The sequence below is a fragment of the Bradyrhizobium mercantei genome (assembly GCF_001982635.1).
Taxonomy (GTDB): Bacteria; Pseudomonadota; Alphaproteobacteria; order Rhizobiales; family Xanthobacteraceae; genus Bradyrhizobium; species Bradyrhizobium mercantei.
This window is the reverse complement of record NZ_MKFI01000003.1, coordinates 984436-998005: the sequence shown is the minus strand read 5'-3', so window position 1 is coordinate 998005 and position 13570 is coordinate 984436. Positions and strand designations below refer to the sequence as shown.

The window sequence follows — 13570 nt, the reverse complement described above, 5'->3', positions numbered from 1 at the left end:
TCGTTTTACCGAGGCGGCGGATCGCCCTTGGACTACCAGCGCATGCGAGCCATCGATCCGAGAGATCGGCCAGCCTTGTCGCCGTCCGTTCGAGAGTTTACGTGAGCTACGTACGCGGATCGACGTCGCATTGACGAGTCGTCGGTCGGCATTTGAAGCCGAGCCAGCCGTGGCCGGCCGCAGGAACAAGCTGAAACGCGTGACGCGCGCCCGGTAAAACAATTCAACCGTTGTCAGCCATCGTGACGACCGCGCCTGGAAATGGCGGCGCTTCAAGCCGATCCGCGGCAGTCGCTCCGATGGCCGCAGGCGAAGTCCCTCGACGCATTCCGGGCCGGCATCGCGGTATTTTCCTCATTCCGGCCTGCCGGAATCACGAGCCAAGTGCGTTACGCCTACCAGTGTAATGCGCTGTTGGCGCCGCGCGCCTCGTCCGACTTTGCTCGAGTGTAACCGGCACACGGATGCCAGGCCCATTCGGGTCATGCCACGCGCGGGACGCCGCCTTCTCTTGTTCGCTTACGGAAGGTGCGGGGACTGTTGGCTCGTGGAATGAGTCTCGACAACCCCGGGTGTTGGATGCCATGTGTTCTCTATAGAAAGAGAGGATATAATGGTTTCACCACTTTCAGCGCACGAACAGCCGATCTCGAAAATTTTCGGCGGCGACTACGTTTTTGAAATTCCTGGTTTTCAGCGCCCCTACGCATGGACGGTGGAGCAGGCGCGCGATCTTCTGGATGACCTATGGGACGCCGCCAGGGCCAAAGACCCGGGCGAAGAGCAATCCCCCTATTTTCTGGGAAGCATCGTCCTGATCAAGCCCGAGACCGTCCCCGACTGCCAGGTCGTGGACGGTCAGCAGAGACTGACCACAATAACGCTCCTTCTTTCAGCGATCCGGGCAAACCTGTCTGCGGACGAGGGCCGCGACATAACGCAGCTGATCTATGAAAAAGGCAGTCAGATCCTGGGGACGCAGGATCGATTTCGTCTGGCTCTGCGTTCCCGAGACCTCGAATTCTTTCAAACTTACGTTCAACGCGAAGGAGGGTTCACCAGTCTCGTCGCCCTTGGCGAACAAAACTCCGACAGCCGCCAGAACCTCCGCCGGAACGCTCTTTATTTTGATGAACGGCTGAAGGAAATGACGGTCGCGGAGCGCCTGACTCTCGCTCAGTTCATGGTCACGCGATGCTTCCTCGTCGTGGTCTCGACCCCGGACCTTGACTCCGCTTATCGCATTTTCTCGATACTGAACAGCCGTGGCCTGCCGCTCGCACCGGGCGATATCCTGAAGGCCGAGATCGTCGGCGCGATCGAAGACAGCCAGCGCGACGCCTACACCAGGAAGTGGGAAGATTTGGAAGAGTCTCTGGGGCGCGATCAGTTCAGCGAGCTTCTGAGCCTCATCCGCATGATCTATCGCAAAGCGAAACCAAAAGGCACCGTCCTCAAGGAGTTCCGCGAACACGTTGCGCAGGCTTACAAGCCCAAGCAACTGATCGATGAAGTCATCGTCCCCATCGGCGACGTTTTTGCCGAGTTGACCGATTCCGCTTACGTCAGCTCGGAAAAGGCGGAAATCGTCAATGAGCATCTGAAATGGCTGAATCGTCTCGAATTTAACGATTGGCTGCCGCCCGCCCTCGCCTTCGCGGTGCGCCACCGCAGCCAGCCCAGGAAGATGGAGACGTTCTTCCGCGATCTGGAGCGGCTTGCGTACTCCATGTTGATCCGCAAGAGCAGCATCAACGACCGCATCGAGAAATTCTCGCGGCTCACCAGGGAGATCGAGAACGGCGACGATCTGACCGGCACGAAGTCTGCATTGCAGCTTTCGCAGGCCGAACAGGCGGCAACATACAAGGTTCTGAGCGGCCCCCTATACGATACGCTGGCGGCCCGCGCACGATCCGCAGTATTGCTTCGTCTCGATGCGCTCATGTCCGGAGGTGGCGCAAGCTACGACTACGACACCATCACCGTCGAGCACGTGCTGCCGCAGAATCTCAAGGCGGACAGCAAATGGGCCGAGTGGTTTCCGGACGCGCAGAAGCGGCTCGAAGTCGTTCACTCGCTGGGAAACTTGGCCCTCCTGACAAGAAAGAAAAACGCCTCGGCGAGCAATTGGGAATTCGATCGCAAGAAGAAGGCCTACTTCGCAAAGGACGGCGTATCGCCGTTCGTGCTCACGACACAGGTTCTCGAACACAACGATTGGACTCCTGCCATCGTTGCCGCTCGCCAAAAGCAGCTTTGTGACAAGCTCGAAGCCCATTGGCGCCTGGAGAGCCGGAAAGCGGCGTGATCCAGCCGATATGTGCGATTAAGCCGAATGTCGTCCGGTCGGGCGTACTTGAGCGCCCAAAGAGCGGCACAGCGCGCTTTTCCCTTCCCGGCGGGCCCGCGTTCGAGCGCGGACTCCCCGACCGGTGCCCTGCCCCTTCAAGGGAAGTTCCACTATTCCACGCCGCGTGGGTGCGAAGACGGCAACCCCCGTGGATTGCACTCCATCCGATATATCTCGTGCGTACCGCTTTTTTCAAAGCGCTCTTCAATCGGCTCAGCCCAAAACCAAAACCGCGCATCGAAGTACCTTTGTGCGATGAGCCTCCAGACACGTCGCGGCCAACGTGCAGCATGTACACGGCACTGCCCGGCGCTTTTACCGCAGCTTCGAGATCGCCGCTAACGGCCCGAGGGCCCATAGTTGAATGGCATGCCTGCACGGCAGAAAGCATCGCCTTGAACGTCACGGCAAAGCCGCGGTCACTGACCGGCGGAAGACGAGGTTCATCCGGAGAAGATCGCCATTCTGGTAGCCGCCGACGATCTTGTCCCGATGCTCGGCTGGCAGGCTGCGCTGTTCGCGGGGATTGCGGTGAGCATGTGCGTGATTTCAGGGAGCTTGAAAGGCATGCCGCTTCGCGCGGCATGGCCGACGTTCGCGAACTCGCCTATATCGCCGTCTCCAGGCCGCGCCTTCATCTGTCGATATTCGGAGAGTCTTTCCATGATTTCTCGGCTTCAGGGCGTGCGCTGAGAGCCAGCCCTTCGTCCGATACGGACAGAGCGGCGTTTTCTCGTCTTGTCACATACGTGTGAAAGATTTTGCAGAACGCAACATGCGGTCCTTGAATGCAAGCCCGCGGCAACTGTCGCAGCTTCAATGCCACTGTGCTTTCTGAATTTGCCTTGTACAATTGGCGTGCGCCGTTTTCCAGTGGTCCTATGCGGCAGGCGGGCAGCGTCGGCAGACGCCCGCCGGAGACGACCGGCACCGACCCGCGACTGCCCTGGACGATCCCTGTAACGACACAATGGCAGCGCTCTTGACCATCGGAGACGCTCGTCGTTAAATTGAATTTATCAAGTGACGTCTCTTGGAGTTGTAAGCAATCTTCGGTTGATGTATGGTACGTCGTCTTCAACAGCACGGACTTGTCGAAAGAAGTTGCGGGCCGCCAGCACGTGAAATCGCCGGTCCTCAGATTGTTGCCACGTTTGCGATCAGTTCATAATGGAGATTTCAAATGAGCATCGGAGCAAAGAACCTGGGTGCCGAGCATCTCAATATGGCCGGAGAGCACCTTGAACTTGCAGCCAAACAATATCGTGATGCAGCCAAGTGTTACGATGCCGGAAATGGCGAAAAGGCTGCGCACCATGCGCTTGTCGCGCGTGGCGAACTGATACTCGCTCAAGATCACGAAAAGGAAGCAAGCAAGTATCACGCCTCGGAGCACGGCTGACAGCAATGTAATGGGGGCGCGGCCGAAAGCCGCGCCCCGCAAGCACGCTCCGGCGTGTCATCGGGCGGACGCCTCAAGGCAGACTTGAGCAACGGGAAGGTCAATTGCAGCCTTCGTCAAAGAACGTTCCCTCCATCCCGGTGGTTTGCAAACGCGAAGCCGAGGGACGGCAACGTCGCAGTGCTTGAACCGGGGAGGAAGAGCAGTTTGCCGGTGAACGGGACCGCTGACAATGATCGCTGCGAGCGCGCCCGATCCAAGTTTTGGGGAGAGCGATGCGGACCCGCCAAGCTTCATGCAGGTGTGTGCCGCATCGTACATTACGTACCGGATAATTGCATGCTTTGGCTCCGGCAATGGCGGGAGGAAGAGATATGTCTTTGATCGCGCCAGTTTTATTCCCGGAGGTCCTGCCGCCACAACGCTGTGCACAATTGATTGCGGAAATGTCGGGACGACTGAGCCCAGCGATGTTCTGGACCAAGGGAGAACGCGTCTACGATCCCAAGGTCCGCGAGGCGTACAACTGCAAATGGGTCGACGAAGATCTCGCCGGGCTGACTTGCGGGCTGATCGGTCGGCATGAAAAGACGGCCATCACCCGGGAGCGCATCGAGCCGATGGAGATTGTCTGCTACCCGCCGGGAAACGGCAGCGAACGTCACCTTGATGGCCCGCATCGCTCGCACTCGATCGTTTATTTCCTCAACGGCGGCTACGGTGGCGGCGAATTGGCGTTCGACAGTGGTGAGGTGTTCCGCGACCTGCCGGTCGGCAGTGCGGTCGTCTGGCAGAACGGGCCGGAGGCCTGGCACGCCTGCCTGCCCATCACGAGCGGGTTCAAGTGGATAGTTGTCAGCTGGGTGCGTCATGCGTACGCCCTGGGCAATGAACGCGAGATTCACGCCCAATTCCGGCCAAAGGTCGAAGCGGAGTCGGCATGACACGGGGCTCCTCAGGGATTGACCGGGTTAGTTATTTTCAAAGGTGAAAGATGCGAGCTCCTGATGTCCTGACCAATATCGATGCGGACGGCTTCCTGCGCCGGCTGGATAGGTCGATCTCGGCTTTGTACCCCGACCACCCCTTCGGCAGCGGCATAGACCGTGAGAGTTTCGGCGCGCTCATGGGGCAATATGCGGCGATGTCTGTTGCCTTCCCTTATATTCAGAGCGGTGCAATTTACCGGGCCTACCGGGGAGGCCTCAGTCAGTCCGCATGGAAGGACAACATTCAGATCAGCGCTGCGGTCGGAGCGTTCCTGACGTGGGACGAATTTGGCGGGCATGAACTCGTCATGCGCAGCGGGCCGAATGGACTGCTGGGCCTGACCGAAGTGAATCGCAATTTTCACTCGGCGATGCTGATCAGTGACGTGAGGAAACTGATCGGCGCCGGTTTCACGGAAGCCCTGCCCAACCGGAAGACGGCCGACTATCTGGACCGGCTCTACGACGGACTGTCCGATCCGGACGGAAACCGTAATATCGCCCATATGCTCGCTTTCGAGCGGCATGCCTTCGCAATGATCACGGCGCTGTATGAAACAATTCAGTTGCTGTTCGGTGCGGACGCTTCAAGAGGGCTGGACTATTTCGAAGCTCACATCGGAAACGACAGCAGCGGCGAGGCCGTCCACGTGGCAATGACCGGCGGAATGATCGAGAAACTGATCAAGCCTGATGAGGAAGCGGGCTTCCTTGAGAAATGCCTCAGTGCTTACGCCATGAACCACGAATGGTGTGCCGGTCTCGTGGCGGCTTCGCCGGTCCCAGCCTAACCGCAAGGCATCAGGGATGCCGACTATCATCATCATGAATAATGCGACCGAGCAGATGCTTGGTCAGCGGCTTGACCAGCAGCAGGCGCTGTTCGCGGCACAAGCGGCGACGCGGAACGTCTGGCTCGCGCGTCCGGGCGATGTTGTGGTGGCAACCAGGCGCCCCGGCGACGAGTTTCTGTCCTATATGGCCAGGGTCCTCGGTTGGCAGACGCAGGACGGGAAAGCGCCCGTCCGGATCGTAACACCCGAGACGGGCGCAGCCAGTGTCGTTCTGAACGACGAAGTCCTGCTGGATCAACGGACGATCCAGGCACTTCGTCGCGCGATCGGCGCACCTGAAGAATGGTCGATGCTCGCTTGCTATCAGACGGCCGGTACCGCCCGATTGCAGGAGGAGTTGCGCCTGGGCGCTTCGGGCGGTCAGGCGATCGCCCGACGCCATGCCGCACATTTTGGCACCGACCTACTCAACCGGAAAAGTCATTTTCGCCAGTTCGCGGTCGGCACCGGGTTGCCGATACCCGAGGGCGCGATCGTAACCGGGGAGACAGATCTCAAGCGTGTCATCGATGCGCTTTTGCCCCTGACGGGGAATGTGATGGTGAAGCTCGACAATGGCGCGGGCGGAACCGGCAACATTGTGCTGAGCGAAGTGGAAACCGGCCCGTTCCCCGGCGCCTGCCGGTCGATTCCGCTCCCTGTCGCAAATAGGGACGATCGAACCGAGATGCTCTCTGCGCTATGGCAGACTTTGCAAGGACGCCATGCCGGTCCGCTCGTTGTCGAGGCCTATCACCGGGCCGACGCCATGTTCTATCTCGAGTTTCTGATCAGGCCTGACGGACAGGCCGAGTTTCTCAACTCCGGCTCAATCCGCCTGAGCCGCAGCCCTGATCCGGCGGCCACCAGCCTGTTCTGGGTAGGTCTTCAATTGCCTGCCGTCTTGCCGGCTGCGCGGCTGGCGGAGGCAACCCTGCATTGCGGCCGAATGCTTCAGCTTGCCGCGATGATGGGCTATCGGGGCCACATCAATATTGACGCGATCATCACCTCCGACAACCAGTTGCTGTTCAACGAGGCCAACGCCCGCTGGGGGGGCGGCACTGTTCTTCACGAAGTCGCAAGCCGGCTGCTCGACTCCGGCTTCACCGCATCGCATGTCGCAGCCTCGTTCCGCGACGTGCCGTCACCGGGTTTCGGACGACTTGTGGCCCTGCTCGAACGAAGCGGCCTTGCTTTCAGCGCCGGCAATCGTTGCGGTATTGTCGTGCTGGCGTGCGACGATGTGAACACGCATACCTTTGAGGCGCTTGTCATCGCCAAAGGCTGCCATGAGGCGCGTGCGATGGAGCAGCGTCTGCTCGAAATGCTCCGGCACGAACTGGATGTCGCGGCATGAGCTTCGCTTCCGGAACAGCTTCGGCGCGCGATTCGAATCCGCGAACACCGCTGCCGAGCCCAGTGCGGACCTTGGCGCGGGCAACGGTGATCCTGGCTGCCTACGCGGTTCTTGCGTCGGCAGCGCTGGTAATCTCGCCTCGCGCGTGGGCGGCAGTGCCCGTCCTCGGCTGCGCCTTCATCCTGTCCGGCTGTCTCAACGCCGGGCATGACTGCATTCACCAGACCCACTTCGGCGCAGGCCGGTGGGACCGCGTTGCCGGTGCTCTCTGGTGCATGCCAATTCTGGTGAACTTCACGATCTATCGTCGCCAGCATCTGATACACCATCGCTTTTCGGCGACTGAGGGAGATTCCGAGCCGCAGATCCGGTTCGCGAATTTATCTGGCTATCTTCATGCTCAGTCGGGACTGGGCTTCTGGGGGTCGATCTTCCGCCGCATGGTCCTGACCTGGAGGGGCGATTTTCCGGCAGGCATCAATAGCAGGCGCTGGGCACGTGCCGCCCGACGCGACAATCTTGCCATCTCGCTCTGGCTGGCGGCCTGCGGAGCGGCGACGGTTTGGCAGACACGGACCATGTTCATCGTCTATTGGCTGCCGCTGCTGTTCTATCCGGCGTTCGCGCTGTTCTTCAGTCTGGCCGAACATTTCGACCTGGCCGAAGAGGGAAAGCCATGGCCCCGGGCGCGCAATATCCGCTCGAACGCCGTCGTCCGGTTCTTCCAATGGCACGCGAACTATCATGCGATCCATCATCGCCAGCCAGCGCTGCCCGCCTTCGCACTCCATTCAGCGCATCGCGCCGACACCGGGCGCGCAGATCCAATGGAGACGTCGTATCTGGCGTTTCATCTTCGGCTCGCCCTTCGTCTCATCCGGCGCGGGCAGTTGTAAGGCGGGCTTGCCTAGTTACGACGGAGACTGCAATTGATCGACCTGCCAGCCGAATTCGTGGACGAGACGGGCGTCCGGCGCTTCTGGTACCACGGCAGCTGCCACTGCGGAGGCGTAGCGTTTTCGGCTGCAGCTACAAGAAACCTGACTATCACCCTTTGCAATTGCAGTATCTGCCACAAATCAGGCCATCAGGAGCTGATGGTACGTGAGGAGCATTTCCGGCTTCACCGGGGGCAGGAATACCTGAAACAGTATCGCTTCGGTGAGTTCCTCGCCGTTCATAAGTTTTGTGTCCGCTGCGGCATCAAGCCGTTTTATCAGCCCCGATCGCATCCGACGGGGTTTCGCAGCGTCAATGCCCGCTGCGTCGAATTCCCGCCCGATGTCGTGCTCGAATATGTCGAATTCGATGGGAGGAACTGGGCGGCGAGTATCGCGGCCGGGACGCACAAGACCACGGAATAGACGTGAACCGCAGCGCGCTGGACCAGGGGGTGGATGATGCGCGAAGTAATCGAAGAATCGCTCGCCGATCAGTTCAGGCAGACCGGCTACCTGGCGTTCGGTTCGCATGACTGCCCGTTCTCCCCGGAGGAACGAGCCCGCATCCGCCATCTTGCCATGAATGATCCCGATCGCTTCGTCGTCGTCTCCACCGGCGACACGGACGAGGCTGTATCCGTGCGCGTGCACCGCTTGCTGATCGATGGCGACAGGCCGCGCGCGACCGACGCGGTACTGGTTGATGCACTGCTCGACATTGTCGCGGCACCCGGCAAGCTGGCGCTGTATGAGAACATCCTCGCCAGCGAGCCACTCGTCGTGCGCCGCATGCAGGCGCATGTCCTGGCCGAGGGCGAATTCATCGGCCGGCACCGTGACAGCGAATCCAGCAAGCGGTATCTGGCAGCGGTGATCGTCCAGCTCAATGCCGCCGAGGCAGGCGGCGGGTTCGCCATCTACCCACCCGACCGTCCCGCGCTGTTCCTGCACGACTTTACGGTCCTGGTGACAGATGCCGAACTGGAGCACGAGGTAATGCCGGTCATGGCCGGACGACGCTGCACGCTGGCGTTCTGGTTGGCCCGCGCCGAGACATGCTGATCAAGTTCAGCGCCCGGCAGTGGCGATCCCGCGGCATGGATCCTGCCTGCCGGATGGGCAAAGCTCTCTTAGAGGTTGGAGATCGCAATGGCGCTTACGAAACGGCACAATTACTTTCCGTTCGATCTCTTCGAATTCTCCGAGCTGCCAGGGCAGCTCGGGAGCGATATTCGTATGCTCGCCCGCTACAGCATGTTTCCCCCGTTCCCCTGGGGGCAATGGCTGTACGGACGATTGATCGAAGAGAACATCAGGCAGATCGAGGGTGACTTCATCGATCTGGGCGTTGGAATGGGTGGAATGTCGCTCTTCCTTGGCCTGCGGGCACGCGAACATCAGCGGAAGATGTATTGCCTGGACAGTTTCACCGGCCTGCCGGCACTTCACCCCGAACTGGATAATCCGGTGTTTCGCAAAGGCGACTACGGTCCCCCTGACGGACGCCCTGTTACACAATGGAAAGAGCGCCTCGAAAAAAGGATCGGGAATTTCGGGCTCCAGGACGTCGTTGAGATTGTTCCCGGTTTTTTCGACGACACGCTTCCCCGGATTTCCTCTCAGGCCAAGTTTGCGTTCGTCCACATTGATTGCGATCTTTATACAAGTGTTCGACCGGTGCTGGACGCGCTCTATGATCGGGTTTCGGACGGGGGTTACATCGTAATTGACGATTTCTTTCATCCGGCCCAGGGACCGCTTCGCGCGGCAGTGGGCTTTTTCAACGCGAGACAGATAGTTCCGCTTTTCCACATCTCCTTTCCCTACACCGTTGTGATAAAGAAAGGAGAGAAAGCCGAAATTGAGAACACACTCTCCAGCGTTGACGGAAACATTTACAGCCTGGATTATCTTCGAAGCGATCGCTTCTTCATCGATACGCTGGAAGGATGCTGGCGCCGCGCAAGGGACAGTGCCGACGCTCACGAGCCGGCCGAGAATGCCGGCCTACTGCTCTCGCTTCTAAGAGCTGACGAAAATGCCAAGAAGTCCGACATTTACGGGTATTGGTACGCCCTGCGCGATTTCTGGAACGGATTTCAGGATCACCGCCATGACAGGCCGGTTTACACCATATAGATTTCCACTGCCTGTCGGCTCCTGTGGTCTTCCCGAAGTCGGCCTTGGTCCCGCGGCGAGACTCCGTTCTTTTCGAAACGAACCAGATGAAAAATTTCTATTGGATCGATTCATTCGACGGATATCCAGAGACAATGGATGAAGTCATCAGGACATCCCTTGATGTCTACAACGGTCTGTACGCCACGTATACGGAAGCTCTGGGCTACAAATTCCGGTTGATCCATCTGGAGGATATGTACATCGCGACCGGCGAGACTCCCATCGTCTGGCATAGTGAATTCGGGAACATACTGACCCAGGATGGAGCCGCCTACGTTGGTCTGATACATCCCGATCTGCAGAAGGAAAGAAAGCAGGAATCGCTTTATCGATTGATCGCGAATTCGACGAACGTACGACTGCTGAACTATACGGCAAAATTCCCGATGGTCTGTAAAGACAAGTTTCGTGGGACTGATATCGCGCGGAAACTTGGGCTGCACGCATTGACTACGGCACTGCTCGGGGCGGAGCGCTCCACTCGTTCACAACTGGACTTTGCCGAGCAGACCGTGGGCTCCTATCCAATGTTCATCCGGCCACGCGATCTGACATCGGGGCTGGGGAAGAGAACAATAAACGACCGGGCCGGGCTGCAGAAATATATTGAAAACCCTCCGTTTCCAGGGCGATTGCTTATCATTCAGTCCTGCATTTCGATCGAAGCCGAGTATCGCGTTTATCTCGATCGCTGCGAGATTGTCGCGTGCCGCAGGCGCGAACCCTTGAAGGAAGGAGAATTGTGCGCCACGCCGGATGCGATACTGGAAGGCTCTCGAGCTCTCGCAAAACACCTGGAAACGACATACCTGTGCGTTGACTGGCTATGGACCGGCTCCGAGTTCTGGTTTTGCGAGTTCGAAACGGGCGGGGGATTCAGCGAACTGAGTGAGCCTCATCGGAGCCGTGTTGCCGCAGCGTTCTTTCGGAAGCTCGCAGCATAGCTGTGGCTACGAAAAGTCAGCACCATGGCGGAGAAGCCGGGTCGCACTGGCTGCCACTGCTTGTTCATCCGGCAGCGGCAAGAGTTGTCGCGTTTTGTACACCAGGTGGTACGACGGACGATCGGCGAAGCTGGTCGGGGTAGCGCAGCCGATCGTCCGTTGCGGTGAAGCAGGCGGCACAGGCCGCCGGCGTGAAGTATCCGGGGAGTAAGGACCGTCGAACAAGGCAGCCGGCGCCCCGGTTGGCGACCTGGTCCGGCTTCGCTTGGTCTCGCGGTTTCAAAGATCTGATCATTTGCTCGACGACAGGGCACTCGAGCTTATGCCGATCAATCGAAGGAGTAATCTTGCCAACAGGCATCTTCTCGATCCTGCCGATCAGCGTCACGACGTGGCCGCCTCTACCGACGACCGGGCGCAATCAGGCGACCATTTGCCGAAATCCGGCGCCCGATCATGTGATGAATGTCCGACAGCGTGGAACGGCTCCAGATTGCGCGCGTGCAGAACAAAGCGGCAGTCTTTCGCCGTTGAGCAGGTTTGTTCCCCGTCGGGGCGCACTTCCCGGACAGCGCGATGACTTCGGACAGCAGCGGCCTTCAGAAATCGCCGCCGCGACAGCGCAACGGCCAGTGCACTCGGTATGGGCACAATCAAAATATGAAGGCCCCCGGCGGGCATGCCGGAGGCCTTCCTGGAGGTTAAGCCGGATCAACAGAGCCGTTTCGTCTTCTCCTTCGCTGGTGTGATTTGACACTTACCAATTGCGCTGAGCGCGGAGCAGAAGCGTGAGGCTGTTCTGGTCCTTCAGCTCATACACAGCACCTGGTTTGGCGATACCTGACTGCACCGGCAGCGTAACCGTACTCCCGCCCGCATATTTCTGGTCGAGCATCGAGTAGGCCAGATCGGCCGAGAACGTTAGGTTCTTGACAGGAGTCCAACCAGTCGTCATGCCGACAACCGAATAGTTGAAGTCCGGGTTGCAGCCAGCAGCGCCGCTTGACAGCGCAAGCGTTGCGACAAATGCGCCGCAGATATAACCTTTAGCAGTATTGTTATATCGCACTGCTGACCACGCACCGTAGAGACTGGTGGCCCAACGCGGATCCCAGTTGTGGGTGTAGCCGCCGCGGAAGCCGTAGGTCGTGGTCAACTCCTGGCCCGAGCCTGCAACGAACACTGCGTCAGAGAGACCGCCAAGTCCGACGCTCTGATAAGCACCAGCAAGGCCCGTACCACCGTACATCGCGTAGCTGGTCGACATATAGTCTTGGAAGTTGTAACGGCTAGCGCCGTTCGTATAAACACCTGCCAGGTTGACCGTATCACCCGGACCGGTCGGGACGTTCTTGATCGACAGTGCCAGCTGTCCAGCCCAGCCCCATTTGTCAGCGGGATGCCCTGTCGTTTCATCGGCGCCGTAGTAGGCGGCGTGATTGTCGTGCGCGGCGACCGCCGCCTGGAACAGGCCCCAAGCCTGGTCGACGCGAAGCATGGCAATAAAATCCGGAGACGTCGTACCGGCGATATCGTTCCCACCATACGCGCCGGTCGCAAGACCCGCGGCCGTCGCAGCACTCATGTTCCAGATGTTGGTTGTGTCATGCTGAACTTGGTCCTGGGCCGAAAACGAGGCGGTGATGCCTTGGCCGAAGTCTGCAGTATAGGTGAACTGGTTGACCGGGTCCCAGCCGCCGCCGCCCGGCAAGCCGTCAAAATTGTTGCCGGGATAGTTGGCCCACGGAGCGGAGAATTGCGACTGCGCCTTGCCGATCGTGAAGCCGGCGAACTGAATGAACGCATAGTAGACACCCAGCGTGCCACCGGCGACGGTCGCTCCACTGTAGGCAGTCGAACCGTTCGAGGCAGTTGTACCGCCCCCGGAATAGCCGCCCGAATTCCAGTTGAATACACCATCGAAGAAGGTGCGAACCACGCCGTACTCGGTCTGGGTCCGCGTGTCGATGGACAGATCTTCACGGGAGGCAGTGCTATAATAGTTCCGGAGGCGATTTTGCGCACCGGCCACACCGCTACTGGCCGCGTCATAAACAGCGTTCGTGGCCAGCGCCGTTTGGACACGCAGATATCCACCGAGCTTGATGCAAGTATCGGTGCCGGGAATATAGTAGAAACCTGGTCCGTACAGGGAGCAGATCTTCACATACTCGATCGCTTTGGCCTTCACAGGAAGATCGGCTGCCTGCGCTCCAGCGCCCGCGAATAGTGCCGCAGAACAGAGGACAAGACTCTTCGTCAATTTCATCGATGAATCTCCAAGTTGGAAACGTTGAGTCCCGTCCTCCAACGATCCGCCGCTGTCACTTTCACCGCGACGGACGATGCTTGACGGAACGACTTCGAGGCCCCCCTCGATGTCTGACGAAAACGTTACTGGGTTACCGAAGTCGAGGTTTGCCGATCTTGGCGCTTGCAACTTCCAAATTCTGCGCCTGCGTGGGAGGTTTCGCAGTTTTTGTGCGAATCGGACGATCCAACCTCTATGCGTCGATCGAGGATGGACTCAGCCGGCGGCCTGATCCGCATGGCTGAACCGTCACTTC

The 13570-nt window shown here is 59.2% G+C and carries 12 protein-coding genes; 10 read left to right on the top strand and 2 right to left on the bottom strand.

Annotated features, from left to right (window positions below):
- Positions 1-613 precede the first annotated feature (613 nt).
- On the top strand, positions 614-2311 hold the full coding sequence (locus tag BI327_RS18210) for a DUF262 domain-containing protein (protein ID WP_076862103.1): 1698 nt from the start codon (positions 614-616) through the stop codon (positions 2309-2311).
- A gap of 485 nt (positions 2312-2796) precedes the next feature.
- Here the strand turns inward: BI327_RS18210 and BI327_RS18205 are convergent, their stop codons facing one another.
- Positions 2797-3018: a hypothetical protein gene (locus BI327_RS18205; RefSeq protein ID WP_143271648.1), complete on the bottom strand. Its 222-nt coding sequence runs from the start codon at positions 3016-3018 to the stop codon at positions 2797-2799.
- Between the two features lie 518 nt (positions 3019-3536).
- Here BI327_RS18205 and BI327_RS41775 point away from each other — a divergent pair.
- The 9 genes from BI327_RS41775 to BI327_RS18160 all read left to right on the top strand — a co-directional run bounded on the left by BI327_RS41775 (position 3537) and on the right by BI327_RS18160 (position 11003).
- Positions 3537-3755 (top strand): hypothetical protein, encoded by a 219-nt coding sequence (locus BI327_RS41775; RefSeq protein WP_076862101.1) that lies wholly within the window; start codon positions 3537-3539, stop codon positions 3753-3755.
- 374 nt (positions 3756-4129) lie between these two features.
- Entirely contained in the window at positions 4130-4699 is a 570-nt protein-coding gene (locus tag BI327_RS18195; protein WP_159450468.1) for a 2OG-Fe(II) oxygenase, read from the top strand.
- A 50-nt stretch (positions 4700-4749) separates the two neighbouring features.
- Positions 4750-5535 carry a hypothetical protein gene (locus BI327_RS18190; protein WP_076862099.1) on the top strand — a complete coding sequence of 262 codons (786 nt, stop codon included), beginning with the start codon at positions 4750-4752 and terminating at the stop codon, positions 5533-5535.
- Positions 5536-5551: 16 nt separating this feature from the next.
- The gene (locus BI327_RS41110; protein WP_083742127.1) at positions 5552-6937 is read left to right on the top strand and encodes a preATP grasp domain-containing protein; all 1386 of its coding nucleotides are present in this window, start codon (positions 5552-5554) and stop codon (positions 6935-6937) included.
- Positions 6934-7833, top strand: a complete 900-nt coding sequence (locus BI327_RS18180; RefSeq protein ID WP_083742126.1) for a fatty acid desaturase family protein — start codon at positions 6934-6936, stop codon at positions 7831-7833. The genes BI327_RS41110 and BI327_RS18180 overlap by 4 nt, the downstream gene beginning before the upstream one ends.
- A 33-nt stretch (positions 7834-7866) precedes the next feature.
- Positions 7867-8301 carry a GFA family protein gene (locus BI327_RS18175; protein ID WP_210191212.1) on the top strand — a complete coding sequence of 145 codons (435 nt, stop codon included), beginning with the start codon at positions 7867-7869 and terminating at the stop codon, positions 8299-8301.
- Between the two features lie 33 nt (positions 8302-8334).
- Positions 8335-8940: a 2OG-Fe(II) oxygenase family protein gene (locus BI327_RS18170; protein ID WP_076862097.1), complete on the top strand. Its 606-nt coding sequence runs from the start codon at positions 8335-8337 to the stop codon at positions 8938-8940.
- An 87-nt stretch (positions 8941-9027) separates the two neighbouring features.
- Entirely contained in the window at positions 9028-10017 is a 990-nt protein-coding gene (locus tag BI327_RS18165; protein ID WP_076862096.1) for a TylF/MycF/NovP-related O-methyltransferase, read from the top strand.
- An 86-nt stretch (positions 10018-10103) separates the two neighbouring features.
- The gene (locus tag BI327_RS18160; RefSeq protein ID WP_143271647.1) at positions 10104-11003 is read left to right on the top strand and encodes a hypothetical protein; all 900 of its coding nucleotides are present in this window, start codon (positions 10104-10106) and stop codon (positions 11001-11003) included.
- Between the two features lie 757 nt (positions 11004-11760).
- Here the strand turns inward: BI327_RS18160 and BI327_RS18155 are convergent.
- The gene (locus BI327_RS18155) at positions 11761-13272 is read right to left on the bottom strand and encodes a porin (protein ID WP_076862094.1); all 1512 of its coding nucleotides are present in this window, start codon (positions 13270-13272) and stop codon (positions 11761-11763) included.
- Positions 13273-13570 lie beyond the last annotated feature (298 nt).